Raw genomic sequence first — 18,306 nt, 5'->3', positions numbered from 1 at the left:
GCGCTCATTTAGTAAACAATCGGTTGACTCGCATTAAGGCATTAGGGTACAACACAGCGTTCATTCACAGAATGAAGAGTCGGAGAGCTGTGTTTTCCGGCGTTTTTGTTTAACAACAGCGGTGCATTATGCAAGTTTTCATTATGCGTCACGGCGACGCGGCGCTCGATGCGGCCAGTGATTCAGTAAGACCTCTCACTCATTGCGGCTGCGATGAGTCACGCCAGATGGCTGTCTGGCTCAATGACCAGAAGGTGGATATTGAGCGGGTGCTGGTGAGTCCCTATTTACGCGCTCAGCAAACGCTGGCGACGGTGCGCGAGGCGCTGCCGCTGCCGGACGGGCAGGATGTGTTGCCGGAGCTAACGCCTGGCGGCGATCCGGCGCTGGTTGCCTGCTACCTTCAGGCATTAGCGAAAGAGGGCGTGCATTCCGCGCTGGTTATCTCCCATCTGCCGCTGGTGGGTTACCTCGTTTCCGAGCTTTGTCCCCAGGAAGCACCGCCCATGTTCGCCACCTCGGCTATCGCCTCCATTGAATACAATGCAGATAAAGACTGCGGGACGCTTGTCTGGCAGGTTAGCCCATCCAAGCTGGCAAAAGCGATGTAGTCTTCGGCAGCCCCGCCCCGCGCCGCTCAGAGAAGTTCGGGCGGCTGCCACTCTTCGATCTCAATCAATACCAGCAGTGCGGCATCGCCGCCGAACATCTTTGGTGCCTGGTGAAAGGCTGTGACCATCGGATGCTGCGCCAGCCACAGCGGCGTCTGCTGCTTAAGCACGTGTTTACCATGCCCATGCATCACGCTGGCACAAAAGATGTGCTCGCGGCGGCAGGCGGCAATCAGCGCGCCCAGCTCTGATTTAGCCTGCTTCTGCGTCAGCCCATGCAGATCCAGAAAAATCTCCGGCGTGTAATCACCCCGACGCAGCTTTTTCAGCTCGTAGTGGCTGACGTCGCTGCGTACATAACGCACCGGACCCTCTTCGGCCAGCAGCGGCTGGAACTCATCTGAAAAGTAGTGGCTGGCGTCAATTTGCTCTGACAGCAGGCGCCGCTGTGGTACCTCGCTTATCTTTTTGCGCACCGGCTTATGGACGATCGTATCCTGGGCCAGCTGACGCGTTCCAGTCATCAGCCCACGAAACAGGGCCAGGTCCTCGGTGCTGAGAGGTTTGTTTTTACTCATTTTCTGCCGTAATCCCGCTGAGTTGGACGCGGTTTATCCTGAATCCGCTGCAATAATACCTCCAGTCTACCTGACTTTTGCCATCTGAAAACAAATGTCAGCTTTTTCACGCTGCTGCGCTGAATTTAGCTGCGCTTCATGGCAAACTAGCGGCCAGAGAGTCGCCAGGCCTGTGGAGGGCACGTTGGACAAAATTTTCGTTGATGAGGCAGTCAGGGAACTGCACACCATTCAGGACATGCTGCGCTGGTCGGTCAGCCGCTTTTCCGCCGCCGGGATCTGGTACGGACACGGCACCGATAACCCGTGGGACGAAGCCGTCCAGCTGGTATTGCCGTCGCTTTATCTGCCGCTGGATATTCCTGAAGACATGCGCACTGCGCGGCTGACGACCAGCGAGCGTAATCTGATTGTTGAGCGCGTTATCCGCCGCATCAATGAGCGTATTCCGGTAGCTTATCTGACCAACAAAGCCTGGTTCTGCGGCCATGAATTTTACGTCGATGAGCGCGTACTGGTGCCCCGGTCACCGATTGGCGAGCTGATCAATGCGCGCTTTGACGGGATCGTCACCGATGACCCGCAACTTATTCTGGATATGTGTACCGGCAGCGGCTGTCTGGCCATTGCCTGCGCCTATGCCTTCCCGCTGGCCGAGGTGGATGCGGTCGATATCTCTACCGACGCGCTGGCGGTGACCGAGCAGAATATTGACGCACACGGGATGATGCACAACGTGACGCCCATCCGTGCCGACCTGTTCCGGGAGCTGCCGAAAACGCCTTACGATCTGATTGTGACTAATCCGCCGTACGTGGATGAAGAGGACATGGACGATCTGCCCGATGAATACCGCCATGAGCCGGTACTGGGGCTGGCGGCGGGCCGCGATGGGTTGAAGCTGGCGCGTCGTATTCTGGCCAATGCGCCGGATTATCTGAGCGAAAAGGGCGTGCTGATTTGTGAAGTGGGCAACAGCATGGTGCATATGATTGAACAGTATCCCGATGTGCCTTTTACCTGGCTGGAGTTCACCAACGGCGGGGACGGCGTGTTTATGCTGACGCGGCAGCAAATTATCGACGCTGCGCACCATTTCAGCATGTTTAAAGATTAAAAACCCTATACAGCATTGATAAGGCACCCCGCCGGAGGCCCTCACCAGAGGGTTTCCGGCGGCTAACAGTGAGCCTTTAAAACAGAATTAAGAGGTCAAGATGGCTGGTAACACGATTGGGCAGGTTTTCCGTGTCACCACCTTTGGGGAATCCCATGGGGTGGCGCTCGGCTGTATTGTTGACGGCGTACCGCCGGGAATTCCCCTTACCGAAGAGTGCCTTCAGCACGATCTTGATCGTCGCCGTCCCGGCACCTCACGCTATACCACTCAGCGCCGCGAACCTGACCGGGTCAAAATCCTGTCCGGCGTGTTTGAAGGCGTCACCACCGGCACCAGCATCGGCTTACTGATTGAGAATACCGATCAGCGCTCTCAGGACTATGGCGCCATCAAAGATGTCTTCCGCCCTAACCACGCGGATTACACCTACGAACAGAAATATGGTCTGCGTGACTATCGCGGCGGCGGGCGCTCCTCAGCGCGCGAAACGGCTATGCGCGTGGCGGCCGGGGCGATTGCCAAAAAGTACCTGGAAATGAAACACGGGATTGTGGTGCGTGGCTATCTGGCGCAGATGGGCGATGTGGTTTGTGAGCTGCGGGACTGGGATCAGATCGAACAGAACCCTTTCTTTTGCCCCGATCCGTCTAAGCTCGATGCGCTTGACGAACTGATGCGCGCGCTGAAAAAAGAGGGCGATTCCATTGGCGCTAAGGTCGCCGTAGTAGCCGGGAATGTCCCGCCAGGCCTGGGCGAACCGGTATTTGACCGCCTTGATGCTGACCTGGCCCATGCGCTGATGAGCATCAACGCGGTGAAAGGCGTGGAGATCGGAGACGGCTTTGCGGTGGTTAATAAGCGCGGGAGTGAGCATCGGGATGAGATCCGCGCGGACGGCTTTCAGAGCAACCACTCTGGCGGCATTCTCGGCGGTATCAGCAGCGGCCAGCAGATCCTTGCAACGATTGCCATGAAGCCCACTTCGAGCATTACCGTACCGGGTAAAACCATCAATCGCTTTGGCGAAGAGGTGGAAATGATCACTAAAGGTCGCCATGACCCCTGCGTGGGTATTCGCGCGGTGCCTATCGCTGAAGCGATGATGGCGATCGTCCTGATGGACCACCTGCTGCGCCAGCGTGCTCAAAACGCTGACGTGAAAACGGACATCCCACGTTGGTGACCCTGTGAAAAAAATTCTTTTCGCCCTGAGTGCGCTGCTGATTGGCACCGCCAGCTATGCCGCCACGCCCTGGCAATCTATTCGCCAGCCGATCCCCGGGGTGTCGCAGTCCATTGGCGCCTTTGCAAATGGCTGTATCGTAGGCGCGGAAACGCTACCGCTTAATGCCACCGGCTATCAGGTGATGCGTCAGGATCAGCGCCGCTACTTTGGTCATCCCGATCTGATCCTGTTTATCCAGCGGCTCAGCAATCAGGTGCATAACCTGCATCTGGGCGAGGTGATGATCGGGGATATGGGCATGGCGGCGGGCGGACGCTTTAGCAGCGGTCACGCCAGCCACCAGTCCGGGCTGGATGTGGATATCTGGCTACAGCTGCCTCAGACCCGCTGGAGTGAGCAGATGCTGCTAAAGCCGCAGCCACTTGATCTGGTCTCGGCCGATGGCAAAAGCGTTGTCGCCCGACACTGGCAGCCGCAAATCGACAGCCTTATTAAGCTGGCAGCGAAGGACAGCGACGTCACGCGCATTTTCGTTAATCCGGCGATTAAACAGCAGCTCTGCGCCGATGCCGGAGCGGATCGCGACTGGCTGCGCAAGGTAAGGCCCTGGTTTGGTCATCGGGCACATATGCACGTGCGTCTGCGCTGTCCGGCGGGAAGCCTGCAGTGTCAGGATCAGCCCGCTCCTCCGCCGGGCGACGGCTGCGGCGCAGAGTTGCAGAGCTGGTTTGCGCCGCCGAAGCCCGGCAGCGGGAAACCGGTAAAACGTGAGCCGCCGCCGCTTCCGGCCGCCTGTCAGGCACTGCTGGATAAACATCTTCTGTAAGGACAAAGAATGGACTGGTTTGTCGTCAGCCCGCTGCTGGTTGCGGGGCTGTTTTTTATCGCTATGCTGGCCGGATTTATTGACTCCATTGCCGGAGGTGGTGGGCTGCTGACGGTTCCGGCCCTGCTGTCGTTTGGGCTTTCCCCGGCGCAGGCGCTGGCGACGAATAAAGTACAGTCCGTTGGTGGCTCCTTCTCTGCCAGCCTCTACTTTGTCAGGCGTAAGGCGGTGGATCTCCGCGAGCAGAAGCTCAATATCGGCATGGCCTTTGTTGGCTCTGTACTGGGCGCAATCCTGATCCAGCATATCCATGCTGAACTGCTGCGTCAGGTCCTGCCGCTGCTGCTGATTGCTATCGGGCTCTACTTTTTGCTGATGCCGAAAGTGGGCGAAGAGGATCGTCATCGCCGGCTGCACGGTTTGCCTTTTGCGCTGGTGGCAGGAGGCTGTGTCGGCTTCTATGACGGTTTTTTCGGACCCGGCGCTGGCTCTTTTTACGCGCTGGCCTTTGTCACCCTCTGCGGCTATAACCTGGCCCGCTCCACCGCGCATGCTAAGGTCCTGAACTTCACCTCTAACCTGGGCGGCCTGCTGTTTTTTATGTTCGGCGGCAAGGTGGTGTGGGGAACCGGGCTGGTGATGCTGGTGGGGGCGATATGTGGTGCCAGACTGGGCGCGAGGATGGTGCTCAGCCGCGGACAGGCGCTGATCCGTCCAATGGTGGTCACCGTCTCTGCCGTAATGAGCGCCAAACTGCTGTATGACAGCCACGGCGCGGCAATTGCAGCCTGGTGTCACCAGCTATTTGCCTGAGATAATAACGGCGTTTGGGCCTGTCAGGGATGGCGCAGGCCGGTAACATTCTCCCTCCGACGCGCAGCAGCCATCCTGCGCGGATCTGTTCCAGAAGAAACGAATCATGAGAACGACACACGATTATTCACAGCTGATTGAGATTTTTGACCGCTGCTTTTATCAGGACTTTCAGACCCGCCTGATTAAAGGCGATGACGAACCGATCTATCTTCCTGCTGACGACGAGGTGAACTATCACCGCGTGGTGTTTGCTCACGGCTACTACGCCAGCGCCCTGCATGAGATTTCTCACTGGTGTATCGCCGGGGCCGAACGCCGCAAACTGGTTGATTTTGGCTACTGGTACTGCCCGGACGGACGCGATGCCACGACGCAAAGCCAGTTTGAATCCGTTGAAATTAAGCCCCAGGCGCTGGAGTGGCTGTTTTGTGTTGCAGCAGGGTTTCCCTTCAACGTAAGTTGTGACAATCTCAGTGGAGATTGTGAGCCGGATCGCATCGCTTTTCAGCGCAGGGTTCATGCACAGGTGATGACGTACTTTGAACAGGGCATACCCGCCCGCCCGGCGCGCTTTATTGCCGAACTTTGCACTTATTACTCAACGCCCCCGCTAACCGCGTCACAGTTTCCATGGCCGGAAGATCTGTGATGATGGGGGAAAGCAAGCAAGAGGAACGATATGATTGACGAATTTGAAGCGCGGATCCTGGCCCTGATCGACGATATGGTGGAGAGTGCCAGCGACGATGAGCTTTTTGCCAGCGGCTATCTGCGTGGTCATCTGACCCTGGCGGTGGCAGAGATCGAACAGTCGGGCGAACATACGCCGGAGGCCCTGCAAATTCAGGTGCAGCAAAGCCTGCAAAACGCAATCCAGGCCGGCGAGCTCTCGCCGCGCGATCAGGCGCTGGTGATTGGCATGTGGGACAATCTGTTTCTCCAGGCGCGTAAGTCTGCCTGATTAAGGAAAGGCTGTTAATTCTCATCTTTTACCCTTTGCTGAGAATTTGCATCCTTTCTGTTGGTATCACAAATCAGGTTTAGTCGAAGGTTTTCACCGCCTTTCCCTTCAGGAGCTTCCTGACCCAGTAACGGTTGGGATGCATCGCGGCCAGCGTATCGCGATCCAGCGGGATCGGTTCGCCGCATAGTTCGGCGGCCAGCACCTCGGCGGCGAGCGGGCCGCTGCATAATCCCCGCGACCCCAGCGCGCCCAGGACGAACAGGCCGTTATGCAGTGGGGCGTCTGATGCCTGGTCCTTATGCTGCGCCAGAGTGGCGTACTCCGCGAGCGTACGCGCATAGTCCGGCAGCGGCCCGCTCATCGGCATATGGTCGCGGGTGGCGCAGCGCACGCTGCTTCGGGCCTGGCCTGCGCTCACATCCACCTCCTCTGGCCACGCCTGATGGGGCAGACAGCGGATCAGCCGCTGGCGATTTTCCTGCTGATCGGCCTCGCGGTAGGCCGTTGAGCTGTCGGCGCGATGGTAGCTGGCACCGATGCAGTGATGCTGATTATGTCGATTAGCCGGTGTCAGGTAACCGTCGTAGCACAGTACCTGCTTTAGCTGCGCCAGCATGGGCGTGGTGGGAATATGGCTCACCTGGCCGCTAACCGGATAGGCGGGTAGTTTTTCACTTTGCGAAAAGGAGGCGAGTTCGTGTCCGGTCGCCAGCACGACAGTCGGAGCCTGCTGGCTCGGCAGGTCGGAAAAATTGAGCGTCCAGCGGCCATTCTGCTCCGTCAGCCCGGTCAGGCGGTGATTCCAGTGCAGCCTGAGCCCGCACTGTTCTGCCCGTTCAAGCAGCTGTGCCGTGAGCTGGGCGGGGGAAAGCCAGCCGCCCAGCGGGTAGGTCATGCCACCGCATCCTGTCTCAACGCCGCACAGCGCTTCGGCCTCCTGAGTATCAACCCTGCGGGCTATCTCATCCGGCAGCGCCAGGGTCAGCATTTTAGCGATTTTTTCCGCACTCTTTTCATCCCAGGCCAGCTGCGTGACGCCGCACCAGTCGTGATCGAACGACAGCGCAAGTGCGTCATAAAAGCGTCGGGCAAAGGTGAAGGCGGTGGGAAAAAAGGTCGCCAGCGCCGGGTCGTGATGATTAAGCAGCGGGTAGAGCGCGCCCTGGCGGTTACCGGAGGCGCCTGCGGCAGGCCGCGCGGCGGCGCTGTAGAGCGTGACGTTTTTACCGCGTCGCAGCAGCGCCAGGGCGAGCAGGGCGCTGGCTACGCCGCCGCCAATCAGCGCAATGTCGTCGCCTTCTGCCGCCGGGCGGGCGTACCACGGCTGCTGTTTACGCACGGGGGAGACCGCCTTCATCTCGCCGCAGGTCATCTCGCGTTTTGGGCCAAAACCTTTGCGCTTTCCTGCCTCAAAACCGGCATCGGTCAGGCCGCGTCGGACAAAACCCGCGGCGGTAAAGGTCGCCAGCGTACAGCCCTGACGCGCCAGCTTTGCCATGCAGGCGAACAGCTCCGGCGTCCACATATCCGGATTTTTTGATGGCGCAAAGCCATCCAGAAACCAGGCATCAACCTGCTGCGTCAGGCTGTCATCAAAAGTATGGATCAGCTGATTAATATCACCAAACCACAGATCGAGCGTGACGCGGCCCTCATCCAGCAACAGGCGGTGGCAGCCGGGCAGGGCAACGGGCCACTGTGCCTGTAGCGCGGCGGCATACTTCGCCAGCGTCGGCCAGCGGGACTGAGCACTGGTCAGATCGGCAAGATTAAGCGGATATTTCTCACAGCTGACAAAGTGTAAACGCTGTAATCTTGAGTCCGGATGCTGCTGCCTGAATTGATCGAACACCTGCCAGAGGGCTAAAAAGTTCAGTCCGGTGCCAAACCCCGTTTCCGCGGTAATAAACAGTGCTCTGGGATGGTGTTCAAATCGGTCGGGTATTTGGTTGCCGCCAAGGAAAACGTGTCGGGTTTCTTCAAGGCCGCTTTCGTTAGAAAAATAAACATCGCCAAATGCTCGGGATACAGGTGTACCTTCTTCATTCCAGCTCAGTTCAGCGTGCTCAATGGGGACATTTTTCACGGCAAAAGCTCAGTTATCAGGCAGTGCCGCGATTGTAACGGTGTGAGCCAGCTCGCGCAAATTTACAAAAGTAAAATGCTGATCGGACTTGTTCGGCGTACAACTGTAAGCTAAAGTGCTCCTCGAATCCTAATATAGAAGTTATGAGGTATTGAATGAAACGTGCAGTGATTACAGGCCTGGGAATCGTCTCCAGCATTGGTAATAACCAGGAGGAAGTTCTGACGTCCCTGCGTGAAGGTCGCTCCGGCATTACCTTCTCTCAGGAGCTAAAAGATTCCGGCATGCGTAGTCACATCTGGGGTAACGTCAAACTTTCTAAAGACGAAATCGCCAGCCTCATCGATCGCAAAAGTCTGCGCTTTATGAGTGACGCGTCCATTTATGCTTATATCTCTATGCTGGAAGCGGTTAAAGACTCTGGCCTGACCAACGAGCAGTACCAGAACAACCCGCGCGTGGGACTGGTTGCCGGTTCCGGCGGCGGTTCACCTTACAACCAGGCAGCCAGCGTTGACGGCATGCGCGCTAAAGGCCTGCGCGGCGTGGGTCCTTATATGGTTACCAAGGCGATGGCCTCCGGCGTTTCCGCCTGCCTGGCAACCCCGTTTAAAATTCACGGCGTCAACTACTCCATCAGCTCGGCCTGTGCGACCTCTGCGCACTGTATCGGTAACGCCGTTGAGCAGATCCAACTCGGCAAACAGGATGTGGTATTTGCTGGCGGCGGCGAAGAGCTGTGCTGGGAAATGTCCTGCGAATTCGACGCAATGGGCGCGCTCTCAACCCGTTACAACGAAACGCCTGAGCTGGCGTCCCGTACTTACGATACCAGCCGCGATGGTTTTGTTATTGCAGGCGGCGGCGGCATGGTCGTGGTTGAAGAGCTGGAGCATGCGCTGGCACGTGGCGCTCACATCTATGCAGAAGTGGTTGGCTACGGCGCAACCTCCGATGGTGCGGACATGGTTGCACCATCTGGCGAAGGCGCAATGCGCTGTATGCGACTGGCGATGCAGGGCGTGGATACCCCAATTGACTATCTGAATACGCACGGTACGTCCACGCCAGTGGGTGATGTGAAAGAGCTTGGCGCAATCCGTGAAGTGTTCAGCGATGCGATGCCTGCGATGTCAGCGACCAAAGCGATGACTGGCCACTCACTGGGTGCGGCAGGCGTTCAGGAAGCAATCTACTCACTACTGATGCTGGAGCACGGATTCATTGCCCCGAGCATCAACATTGACGAGCTGGATCCTGCTGCTGAGGGTCTGAATATCGTGACCAAACCGACCGAGCAGACGCTGAAGACCGTGATGTCCAACAGCTTTGGCTTTGGCGGCACCAACGCCACGCTGGTGATGCGCAAGCTGTAATCACCGTGGGTTGCAAAAAAAGGGAGAGTCCGTAAGGGCTGTCCCTTTTTTTATTGCCAGTCAGACGCTTTTTATTTAAGTTAACGCCTTCAACGTCGTCACGATGTTGCGTAAGCGTTTAACGTTAACCAACGCATCCGTTCCGCTGCTTCGGCATCGGCAACACGGGTGCGCCTAGTTAACGCACCCTTACGTTATTACAAGGAGAGGCGTGACACTATGTCTGCGGTTACTATCACATCCCCTGCCAGCGCGACGGTTTCGCTGGGCAGTATCTCATTCGCTGTATTCTTAACTTACCTTACTGCCGGGCTGGCGCTGCCGGTTATTCCGCTGTTTGTCCATCAGCAGCTCGGGCTGAATAACGTGATGGTCGGCGTGGCCGTCGGCATTCAGTTTTTCGCCACGCTGCTGACGCGCGGCTACGCGGGCAGGCTGGCCGATCAGCGTGGTGCAAAGCGATCGACGCTACAGGGCATGCTGGCCTGTGCGCTGGTTGGGGTCGCCTACGTACTGGCGGCGGTGCTGCCAGTACCGGTGATGGCAAAGTTTGCGCTGCTGGTGGTGGGCAGGCTGCTGCTGGGCTTTGGCGAAAGCCAGCTGCTTACCGGGAATCTGACCTGGGGCATGGGTCTGGTCGGGCCAAAGCGTTCGGGGCAGGTGATGTCATGGAACGGTATGGCGATTTACGGCGCGCTTGCGGCCGGTGCGCCGCTGGGATTATGGCTTCACAGTCAGTGGGGCTTTCTGGCGATGGGCATTGCAACGATTTTTTTGCCGCTGGTCGCTCTGCTGTTCAACGTCTGGGTCAAACCCGTGCCCACGCACGGAGGAGAACGTCCATCGCTGTGGAAGGTGATTGGGCAAATTCTGTCGCCGGGCTGTGCGCTGGCGCTCCAGGGGACGGGTTTTGCCGTTATTGGTACCTTTACCTCGCTCTATTTCGCCAGTCAGCACTGGGGCAATGCCGGGCTGGCGCTTACCGCGTTTGGCCTGGCTTTTGTTCTGGTCCGCGTCCTGTTTGGCGGATTGCCGGACCGCTTCGGCGGCGTGCGCGTGGCGCTAATTTCGCTGTTGGTTGAAGCCATTGGGCTGCTAATCCTGGGGTTTGCCAGTAGCGGAACGATGGCGCTGGCGGGCGCTGCGCTGACCGGCTGTGGCTGTTCGCTGGTATTCCCGGCGATGGGGGTTGAAGTGGTGAAGCGCGTCGCTCCCCAGGTACGCGGCACGGCGCTGGGCGGTTTCTCTGCCTTTCAGGATATCGCCTACGGTGCCAGCGGGCCGTTAACCGGGATCCTCGCAACATCTCTGGGCTACGGCTCGGTTTATCTCGCTGGCGCTACCTGCGCGCTGCTGGGTATTGCCGTAGTCATGACCGTCGGCCGTCAGTAGCGCAACCGCGCCAGCTTATCGACGGCATGAATAATCTCCGCTCGCGTCAGGGCGGAGAAACCGAGTAGCCAGCCCTGTGGCGGCGACGCTGAGGCATAAAGAGGCGACAGACGCGGTAGCAATAGCCCATCGGCGCGCGCCTGCTGCGATAATTTTTCTTCTTCCCCGCCGGTCAGGGTCACGGCCAGCTGTAACCCATTACCCCGGCTCATGATCTGCAGCTTGTCGCCCAGTTTATGCTGAATCTCATCCAGCAGCAGATTGCGGCGACTGGCGTAAAGCCTGCGCATTAATCGCACATGCGCCTGCAAATGACCGTTATGAATAAATTCGGCGGTGACGGCCTGCATTAATTGCGCACTGTGACCGTCCATCAGGCTGCGCAGTCGGCAAAGCGGATCGACAAGCGAAGAGGGAACAACCAGATACGCCAGCCTTAACGAGGGGAACATGACTTTCGAGAATGTCCCCAGATACAGCACGCGTCCGTCGTTATCAAGACCCTGCAATGAAGGTACTGGCGGCGCATCGTAATAAAACTCGCTGTCGTAATCATCCTCAATCAGCCAGCAATTATGCTCACGAGCCCATGCCAGCCATTGCAGCCGTCGATGGAGGCTCATGGTGATGCCGGTAGGATACTGATGGGACGGCGTCAGGTAGGCCAGTTTCATCCGCGTGTTTTCCGGAAGCACTGCCCCATCGTTATCAAGTGGCAGGCTGCGTTTGTCAGCCCCGGTGCTGATAAACGCATTACGCGCTCCCGGATAGCCGGGATCTTCCATTCCCACCCTGTCGCCTGGATCGCAAAGTAATACGGCCAGCATCTGCAGCGCCTGCTGAGAGCTGGTAACGATAATGACCTGGCCGGGATCGCATCTGACACCGCGCGATAGCGCAAGGTAGTTTGCCACTGCCTCCCGTAACGCTGGCAGCCCCTGAGGACAACCATAGCGCATCAGGGATTCGCCATTCTAACGAAGCGTTTGCGCGGTTATCCGCCGCCAGAGGCTATGGGGAAAAGCGCGGAGGTCCGGGGAACCGGCGGCAAATGCCTGGGGAAAGAGAGGATCGGTGCAGCCACCTGTTGCAACGATGCTGCGCCCCCGCGCAGACAGGCTAATTTTGGCGTCACCGGGCGCTTTTTTCTCCGCTCTGCCAGCCGGAAGTACAATCGCGACATAGGTGCCGCGTCCGGTTAAGCGATACAGATAGCCCTCACTCTCTAACTGGCTATAAGCGGCCTCCACGGTCACGCGTGAGATGCTGAGATCGCAGGCAAGCAGCCTTGATGAGGGCAGGCGGTCTCCCTTCTTTACTTTGCCACTGTTGATAAGCTGGCGCAGCGTTGCACAGAGTTTTTCTCGCAGGGTAAGGGCGGTCTGTGCAGCTAAAAGCGATATCAACGGCAGGGTAGTGAGCGCCACGGTGGTCTTATCCTCTGCATGAAATGGGTATCAGTATTAAGGCCATATCCCCGTATCATTACCTGATACCTTCAATAAAGGAAGTCACTATGTCTGGATCTGCCGTTCTGCAATTCCCGCCGCCCTCTGCCTCTCAAAGTGCAGGCTGGCTGCATGAAAAGCTTTCCCATTATACCGACGCCTGGGATCTCGCCCAGGATTTAGCCAATGGGATCCGGGAAATTATTGTGCTTGATGTACGATCCACCGAACAATATCTGGCCGGGCATATCTGCGGTGCGATAAGTTTCCCGCACCGGACGATGACGCATGAATCATTGCTACCGCTGGATCGTGACAAAGTCTATGTGACCTATTGTGATGGGATTGGTTGCAATGGTTCAACCAAAGGGGCCTGGAAGCTGGCGTCAGCGGGTTTGCGGGTAAAAGAGTTAATTGGCGGACTGGATTTCTGGCTGCGCGACGGTCATCCGCTGGTACAGGGGGAGGAGGCAGGGGGCTGGCCCACGCAGTCCCAGGTGCGGGACTGCGGCTGCTAACGGTCAGCGGTTAACTCAGAGAAGGACCCACAGCAGAAAGCCAACCAGCACCAGTACCGCGAAGGCCGTGAATACCGGGCGATTAACGATCGGTTGCAGTACCTGCGGCACATAGCCAAATAGCGGCGCCACAATCGGCTGGGGGTGGATCTCACTGTCCGCCAGCGGCTGTTCTCTCAGCCGTTCGGCTCGACGCGCAAACAGCAGATTCATCAAATCCTGTGCCTGGTACGGCGTTAATACTGCCTGCGGCGGTAGCTGGAAGCGCTGCTGACTGGCGTCTTCCAGCAGCCGCTGTTCTGCATGGTCAGAGGGCACTTTCAGCGAGGCCAGCAGCATTGGCAGCGTTGGCGCAGCGTGTTGACTCAGCGTTTGGCTAACCTGTAAATACTGGGTCAGGAGCGGAAAGAGACGCGAAGGGATCGGATCGCCGCTGTGCAGATTGACGACTTTGAGTACCGAAGCCCACAGCTTAACGGGCTGTTCGCCGGTCGCCGCCGCCAGTCGGGCAATCTGCTGGTTAAGCGTATGGTGTTCCGCAGGCAGCAGCGAACGATCGGTAATGCGGTTTTGCTGCGGCTGAGGAATAGCCATCTGACCATTTTGCAGCATCGTCAGCACCTGGCGCAGCTGATCGGGATTCAGCGAGCTAAGTACGGTATGACCAAACTGTTGACGAATAAAGTCGCTGACTGCCTGGCGATTGTTACCCGCGGGCAGCAGGTCGGTAAGCTGTTGAAACAGCTGGCGGGTGGCGTGGGTATTTTGTACCTGCGACAGACGTGTATTAAGAAACTGTTCGGCCGCGGGAAAGTGGCGCGCCAGCAGTCCTGCATCATTCTTTACACCGACTTCGTGGCGCATTCCTGCCCACAGCTCAGGCGATTTCAGCGCGCTGAGCGACATGATTTTTACAATCAGTCTTTCCAGCGTGGTGCGCTGCGCGGGAGACAGTGGCTGATCGCCCGGGCCAGTGCGACTGGCATCCGTTCTGGCATCGATCGTCGAGCGATCGCCGGGTATCGGCGCACCGGGGCCACTGAGAGGTTGCATGGCAAAAATCCTTCACTAAAGGTCTGTGTCCGGGGCGCGCCGGAAAGGTTGATTCACCATGATAACAATCCCGCTCTGCGATAGGTAGAGGCGAGGGGCTGCCAGGGCAATTATTTTCAGTACCGGGAAAAATGGGGCAGGTCTGCCAGCTGCGGGCAGACACGCACCGTCAGGGCGGGGGCGGGTTATTCCCATCTGCCCATGCCTTCCGGAACATCAGCGGCGTGCGCAGTCGCTGTGCCAGAATCACCCCCAGCAGAGTAATTCCCCCGCCAATATAGTGATAGCTGTGTAACTGTTCGTGCAGAAAAAGCACGGCAATAATGGCGGTAAAAATGGGGGCCAGATTCATAAAAACAGATGCCGTATTGGCACCCATACGCACCATGCCCTGGATCCACAGGAAAGGTGCCACCACAGAGGCCGGGATCCCGGCAAATAGCACCAGCGGGATATTATGCAGATTTAAGGAGACGTCCTGCGCCAGCAGAAAATTGGGCAGCAGCATCAGCACGCCGAACAGTATCTGTACGTAAAGGCTTTGCCAGCCCGGCAGGGCAATCGCCCAGCGCTTCGTCAGTACGCCGTAAAGGGCATACGAGGTGGAGGCCGCGAACATCATCAGCTCACCTTTACCCAGCCCCTGCGCCAGCAGCCGCTGAGGATGGCCCTCGCTGACCAGCCACACCAGCCCGCCAAACGAGAGCAGGCTACCGATGACGATCCCCATTGTGGGTGCCAGGCGCAGCAGTACAATTCCGATCAGCACGGTAAGCAGCGGGATCAGCGCGTTCAGTATCCCCATAAACAGTGCGCTAACGCTGTGCGCAGCGTAATAGGCCAGGCTTTGATACAGCACCATGCCCAGCAGTCCAAGAACCAGCAGCTTCCACCACAGCGGCTTAATCTGCTGACGATTGCGCCAGGCGCCGGGTAATACAAACGGCGTGAGCACCAGCAGGGCCAGCAGCCAGCGGTAAAAGGAGATGGCGGCGGGATCGATCGCGCCGGCAGAAACTTTGCTAACGATTGCGTTAACCGACCAGATTAATACGGCCAGCAGAGGGAACAGGAAATTCACAGGCAGCCCGGGATTACGTTCATCATGGTGACCAGTGTAACCTTCTCAGGTAGAGGACAGATACTGATAATCCGACTTTACCCTTACCGCAGAGGGCCGCCGCACCGAAGGCTTATCCCTTTAGCGGGTTTGTGGCAGAATGTCTGCCCTCACTGGCTTATGCAGGAAACCGATTGTGAAAATCCTCGTTGATGAAAATATGCCCTATGCCCGGGAACTCTTTAGCCGCACCGGTGATGTGGTGGCGGTTCCGGGGCGTCCCGTCCCCCCGGCAGCGCTGGATGATGCGGATGGACTGATGGTGCGTTCGGTCACTAAAGTGAATGCCGGGCTGCTGAGCGGTAAGCCGGTAAAATTTGTCGGCACCGCCACCGCTGGCACCGATCACATTGATGAGGTTTTTCTGAAAGAGCAGGGGATTGCCTTTTCGGCTGCCCCCGGCTGTAACGCCATTGCCGTGGTCGAATATGTCTTCTCTGCGCTGCTGCTGCTGGCGGAACGCGACGGCTTTCAGCTGACAGATCGGACGGTAGGTATCGTCGGCGTGGGTAACGTTGGCCGTCGTCTGCAGGCGCGGCTTGAGGCGCTGGGAATTCGTACCCTGCTGTGTGACCCGCCGCGCGCCGCGCGTGGCGACCCGGAGGATTTCCTGCCGCTCAACGCGGTGGTCGCCCAGGCGGACATAATCACCTTCCATACGCCGCTTTATAAGCAGGGTGAGTACAAAACGCTGCACCTGGCCGACGAGGCGCTGCTGCTGGCGCTGAAGCCCGGCAGCATCCTGATCAACGCCTGTCGCGGACCGGTGGTGGATAACGCCGCACTGCTGAAGGTTTTGCAACAGCGCAGCGATCTCAGCGTGGTGCTGGACGTGTGGGAACCCGAACCCGAGCTTTCCCTGCCGCTGCTGGAAAAAGTCGATATTGCCACCGCGCATATAGCCGGATACACCCTGGAAGGTAAAGCGCGCGGCACCACCCAGGTCTTTGAAGCCTGGACGGCCTGGCTCGGCCAGCCGCAGCAGGTGGCGCTGGATACGCTGCTGCCCGCGCCTGAATTTACCCATATTACCCTTAACGGCAGGCTGGATCAGGCAACGCTAAAAAGAGTGGTGCATCTGGTGTATGATGTGCGCCGCGATGATGCGCCGCTGCGGAAGGTGGCGGCTATACCGGGAGAGTTTGACCGGCTACGCAAAAATTATCTTGAGCGTCGTGAGTGGTCTTCACTGCGGGTAAGATGCGATGTGGAAGAGACGGCGCTTTTGCTGAAAAAACTGGGTTTTAATGCGGTTTTTCATCCGCTTTCCGCAGGCTGAACGCTGGCCGGACGGAATAGAATGCTTCTCCGGGCGGTACTGCACCGCCCTTAATTTTTTATGTCATTTCTGGAGTAAACCAACATGTCTGACGGCTGGAATATCGCGCTACTGGGCGCGACAGGCGCAGTAGGGAGAGCTTTACTGGAATTACTGGCTGAACGTCAGTTCCCGGTTGGTGAGCTGTATGCGCTGGCAAGCGAGCGCAGCGCGGGCGAAACGCTGCGCTACGAGGGCAAATCACTGCTGGTCACGGATGCGAATGAATTTGACTGGTCGCAGGTGCAGCTGGCCTTTTTCGTCGCCGGTCGTGAGGCCTCGGCACGTTATGCGGATGAGGCGGCGAACAGCGGCTGCCTGGTGATTGACTCCAGCGATCTGTTCGCGCTTGAGCCGGACGTACCGCTGGTGGTGCCGGACGTCAACCCGCAGGTGCTGGCCGACTACCGCAACCGCAATATCATCAGCGTTGCCGACAGCGTCACCAGTCAGCTGCTGTGCGCAATCAAACCGCTGGTTGATGTTGCTGGCCTTGGTCGTTTACAGGTCACCAGCCTGATTGCCGCCTCGGCGCACGGCAAAGCCGCCGTAGATTCGCTGGCGGGAGAAAGCGCCCGCCTGCTCAACGGCCTGCCGACGGAGGAAACGTTTTTCGATCGCCAGCTGGCGTTCAATATGCTGCCGCTGCTGCCTGATGCCGAGGGCAGCGTAGTGCAGGAGCGCCGCCTGGTCGATCAGGTGCGTAAAGTTCTTCAGGATGAAGGCCTGCCAATCACCGTTTCCACGGTTCAGGCGCCGGTTTTTTACGGCAACGCACAGGTAGTACATATCGAAAATCTGCGGCCCATGTCGGCTGAGGAAGCACGAGACGCGCTTGCGCAGGCGGAGGATATCCTGCTGTCTGACGAGGACGATTACCCCACCCAGGTCGGCGATGCCTCCGGGAGTGCTCAGCTCAATCTGGGATGCGTACGTAATGATTACGGCATACCTGAAATGGTGCAGTTCTGGTCAGTGTCAGACAACGTGCGTTTTGGTGGCGCGCTGATGGCGATTAAAACCGCCGAGAAGCTGGTGCAGGAGTATCTGTACTGATGTCAGACGCGGGACTGCCGCAGCCGTCACATAAAGTGGCGCTCGGCATTGAATATGACGGTAGCCGCTATTATGGCTGGCAGCGGCAGCAGGAAGTGAGAAGCGTCCAGGAAAAGCTGGAAAAAGCGCTGGCGGCGGTGGCGAATCATCCGGTCAGCGTTTTCTGCGCGGGCCGCACCGATGCGGGCGTTCACGGCACCGGCCAGGTGGTACATTTTGAAACCACGTCGGTGCGCAAGGATGCGGCCTGGACGCTGGGCGTGAATGCTAACCTGCCGCCTGACATAGCCGTTCGCTGGGTCAAAGCGGTGCCGGATGATTTTCACGCCCGCTTCAGCGCCACGGCGCGCCGCTATCGCTATGTTATCTATAACCGGCGTCTGCGCCCGGCGATCCTGCACGGCGGCGTGACCCACTTTTATCATCCTCTGGATGTTGAAAAAATGCAGCGTGCCGGTCAGTGCCTGCTGGGTGAGAATGACTTCACGTCATTTCGCGCGGTACAGTGCCAGTCGCGTACGCCCTGGCGCAACCTGATGCACCTGACCGTCAGCCGCTACGGAGCCTACGTGGTGGTAGATATCAAGGCGAACGCCTTTGTGCATCATATGGTACGCAACATCGTCGGCAGCCTGATGGAAGTAGGCTGTGGGAATCAGCCGGAAAGCTGGATGGCAGAACTGCTGGCGGCAAAAGATCGCAAGCTGGCTGCCGCAACCGGCAGGGCGGAAGGGCTCTACCTGGTGGCGGTCGATTATCCCGAACGCTATGATTTACCTCGTCCGCCGATGGGACCGCTGTTCCTCGTGGATTAATCCTGGTCCGAAGTATTAGGGAA

At 58.1% G+C, this 18,306-nt stretch carries 17 protein-coding genes and 1 pseudogene; 13 read left to right on the top strand and 5 right to left on the bottom strand.

The window, feature by feature from the left end; all coding sequences use genetic code 11:
* The first annotated feature begins 128 nt into the window (after window positions 1–128).
* A complete protein-coding gene (gene sixA, locus AAGR22_RS15585) occupies window positions 129–611 on the top strand; it encodes a phosphohistidine phosphatase SixA (RefSeq protein ID WP_073981000.1) in 483 nt (160 codons plus the stop codon).
* Window positions 612–637: 26 nt separating this feature from the next.
* Here sixA and smrB read toward each other — a convergent pair whose 3' ends face one another.
* Window positions 638–1,189 (bottom strand): endonuclease SmrB, encoded by a 552-nt coding sequence (smrB, locus tag AAGR22_RS15580; protein WP_345828401.1) that lies wholly within the window; start codon window positions 1,187–1,189, stop codon window positions 638–640.
* Between the two features lie 184 nt (window positions 1,190–1,373).
* Between smrB and prmB the strand changes: the two genes are divergently transcribed.
* The 6 genes from prmB to AAGR22_RS15550 all read left to right on the top strand — a co-directional run bounded on the left by prmB (window position 1,374) and on the right by AAGR22_RS15550 (window position 6,098).
* On the top strand, window positions 1,374–2,306 hold the full coding sequence (gene prmB / locus AAGR22_RS15575) for a 50S ribosomal protein L3 N(5)-glutamine methyltransferase (RefSeq protein ID WP_067705779.1): 933 nt from the start codon (window positions 1,374–1,376) through the stop codon (window positions 2,304–2,306).
* A gap of 100 nt (window positions 2,307–2,406) precedes the next feature.
* Window positions 2,407–3,492, top strand: coding sequence for a chorismate synthase (gene aroC / locus AAGR22_RS15570; RefSeq protein WP_067705777.1), 1,086 nt, complete (start codon window positions 2,407–2,409; stop codon window positions 3,490–3,492).
* Window positions 3,493–3,496: 4 nt separating this feature from the next.
* Entirely contained in the window at window positions 3,497–4,321 is an 825-nt protein-coding gene (gene mepA / locus AAGR22_RS15565; RefSeq protein WP_067705775.1) for a penicillin-insensitive murein endopeptidase, read from the top strand.
* Between the two features lie 9 nt (window positions 4,322–4,330).
* Window positions 4,331–5,134: a sulfite exporter TauE/SafE family protein gene (locus tag AAGR22_RS15560; protein WP_345828400.1), complete on the top strand. Its 804-nt coding sequence runs from the start codon at window positions 4,331–4,333 to the stop codon at window positions 5,132–5,134.
* Window positions 5,135–5,240: 106 nt separating this feature from the next.
* On the top strand, window positions 5,241–5,786 hold the full coding sequence (locus AAGR22_RS15555; protein ID WP_067705771.1) for an elongation factor P hydroxylase: 546 nt from the start codon (window positions 5,241–5,243) through the stop codon (window positions 5,784–5,786).
* Window positions 5,787–5,816: 30 nt separating this feature from the next.
* Entirely contained in the window at window positions 5,817–6,098 is a 282-nt protein-coding gene (locus AAGR22_RS15550) for a YfcL family protein (protein WP_067705769.1), read from the top strand.
* 79 nt (window positions 6,099–6,177) lie between these two features.
* Here AAGR22_RS15550 and mnmC read toward each other — a convergent pair whose 3' ends face one another.
* Complete coding sequence (gene mnmC / locus AAGR22_RS15545) at window positions 6,178–8,187, bottom strand: bifunctional tRNA (5-methylaminomethyl-2-thiouridine)(34)-methyltransferase MnmD/FAD-dependent 5-carboxymethylaminomethyl-2-thiouridine(34) oxidoreductase MnmC (protein WP_345828396.1); 2,010 nt, start codon at window positions 8,185–8,187, stop codon at window positions 6,178–6,180.
* A gap of 155 nt (window positions 8,188–8,342) precedes the next feature.
* On the opposite strand from mnmC, the gene fabB reads away from it, so the two are divergent.
* Window positions 8,343–9,563 (top strand): beta-ketoacyl-ACP synthase I, encoded by a 1,221-nt coding sequence (gene fabB, locus AAGR22_RS15540; protein ID WP_067705765.1) that lies wholly within the window; start codon window positions 8,343–8,345, stop codon window positions 9,561–9,563.
* 219 nt (window positions 9,564–9,782) lie between these two features.
* Window positions 9,783–10,955, top strand: coding sequence for an MFS transporter (locus AAGR22_RS15535; protein WP_345828394.1), 1,173 nt, complete (start codon window positions 9,783–9,785; stop codon window positions 10,953–10,955).
* Here the strand turns inward: AAGR22_RS15535 and AAGR22_RS15530 are convergent.
* Window positions 10,949–12,382 (bottom strand): annotated as a pseudogene (locus AAGR22_RS15530) (PLP-dependent aminotransferase family protein). The gene AAGR22_RS15535 and the pseudogene AAGR22_RS15530 overlap by 7 nt on opposite strands.
* Before the next feature lie 89 nt (window positions 12,383–12,471).
* On the opposite strand from AAGR22_RS15530, the gene AAGR22_RS15525 reads away from it, so the two are divergent.
* A complete protein-coding gene (locus AAGR22_RS15525; RefSeq protein WP_345828392.1) occupies window positions 12,472–12,921 on the top strand; it encodes a rhodanese-like domain-containing protein in 450 nt (149 codons plus the stop codon).
* A gap of 15 nt (window positions 12,922–12,936) precedes the next feature.
* Here the strand turns inward: AAGR22_RS15525 and flk are convergent, their stop codons facing one another.
* Both flk and AAGR22_RS15515 read right to left on the bottom strand, forming a co-directional pair.
* A complete protein-coding gene (flk, locus tag AAGR22_RS15520; protein ID WP_067705755.1) occupies window positions 12,937–13,974 on the bottom strand; it encodes a flagella biosynthesis regulator Flk in 1,038 nt (345 codons plus the stop codon).
* 169 nt (window positions 13,975–14,143) lie between these two features.
* Entirely contained in the window at window positions 14,144–15,055 is a 912-nt protein-coding gene (locus AAGR22_RS15515) for a DMT family transporter (protein WP_345828389.1), read from the bottom strand.
* A gap of 139 nt (window positions 15,056–15,194) precedes the next feature.
* Between AAGR22_RS15515 and pdxB the strand changes: the two genes are divergently transcribed.
* From pdxB to truA, 3 genes are all read left to right on the top strand, one after another.
* Window positions 15,195–16,373 carry a 4-phosphoerythronate dehydrogenase PdxB gene (gene pdxB, locus AAGR22_RS15510; protein WP_345828387.1) on the top strand — a complete coding sequence of 393 codons (1,179 nt, stop codon included), beginning with the start codon at window positions 15,195–15,197 and terminating at the stop codon, window positions 16,371–16,373.
* Window positions 16,374–16,457: 84 nt separating this feature from the next.
* Entirely contained in the window at window positions 16,458–17,468 is a 1,011-nt protein-coding gene (locus AAGR22_RS15505; protein ID WP_067705751.1) for an aspartate-semialdehyde dehydrogenase, read from the top strand.
* The gene (truA, locus tag AAGR22_RS15500) at window positions 17,468–18,283 is read left to right on the top strand and encodes a tRNA pseudouridine(38-40) synthase TruA (protein WP_067705749.1); all 816 of its coding nucleotides are present in this window, start codon (window positions 17,468–17,470) and stop codon (window positions 18,281–18,283) included. The genes AAGR22_RS15505 and truA overlap by 1 nt, the downstream gene beginning before the upstream one ends.
* The last annotated feature ends 23 nt before the right edge of the window (window positions 18,284–18,306 follow it).

This window comes from Erwinia sp. HDF1-3R, from assembly GCF_039621855.1.
Lineage (GTDB): Bacteria > Pseudomonadota > Gammaproteobacteria > Enterobacterales > Enterobacteriaceae > Erwinia.
The sequence above is the reverse complement of the archived record's forward strand: the minus strand, read 5'-3'. Positions and strand labels throughout refer to the sequence as shown.

Excerpts from the sequence above, each read along its gene's own strand:
- flk (WP_067705755.1), bottom strand. The coding sequence starts at position 13,974 with ATGCAACCTCTCAGTGGCCCCGGTGCGCCGATACCCGGCGATCGCTCG.
- AAGR22_RS15535 (WP_345828394.1), top strand. The coding sequence starts at position 9,783 with ATGTCTGCGGTTACTATCACATCCCCTGCCAGCGCGACGGTTTCGCTG.
- fabB (WP_067705765.1), top strand. The coding sequence starts at position 8,343 with ATGAAACGTGCAGTGATTACAGGCCTGGGAATCGTCTCCAGCATTGGT.
- sixA (WP_073981000.1), top strand. The coding sequence starts at position 129 with ATGCAAGTTTTCATTATGCGTCACGGCGACGCGGCGCTCGATGCGGCC.
- smrB (WP_345828401.1), bottom strand. The coding sequence starts at position 1,189 with ATGAGTAAAAACAAACCTCTCAGCACCGAGGACCTGGCCCTGTTTCGT.
- pdxB (WP_345828387.1), top strand. The coding sequence starts at position 15,195 with ATGTCTGCCCTCACTGGCTTATGCAGGAAACCGATTGTGAAAATCCTC.
- truA (WP_067705749.1), top strand. The coding sequence starts at position 17,468 with ATGTCAGACGCGGGACTGCCGCAGCCGTCACATAAAGTGGCGCTCGGC.
- aroC (WP_067705777.1), top strand. The coding sequence starts at position 2,407 with ATGGCTGGTAACACGATTGGGCAGGTTTTCCGTGTCACCACCTTTGGG.
- AAGR22_RS15555 (WP_067705771.1), top strand. The coding sequence starts at position 5,241 with ATGAGAACGACACACGATTATTCACAGCTGATTGAGATTTTTGACCGC.
- AAGR22_RS15560 (WP_345828400.1), top strand. The coding sequence starts at position 4,331 with ATGGACTGGTTTGTCGTCAGCCCGCTGCTGGTTGCGGGGCTGTTTTTT.
- AAGR22_RS15505 (WP_067705751.1), top strand. The coding sequence starts at position 16,458 with ATGTCTGACGGCTGGAATATCGCGCTACTGGGCGCGACAGGCGCAGTA.
- AAGR22_RS15550 (WP_067705769.1), top strand. The coding sequence starts at position 5,817 with ATGATTGACGAATTTGAAGCGCGGATCCTGGCCCTGATCGACGATATG.
- AAGR22_RS15525 (WP_345828392.1), top strand. The coding sequence starts at position 12,472 with ATGTCTGGATCTGCCGTTCTGCAATTCCCGCCGCCCTCTGCCTCTCAA.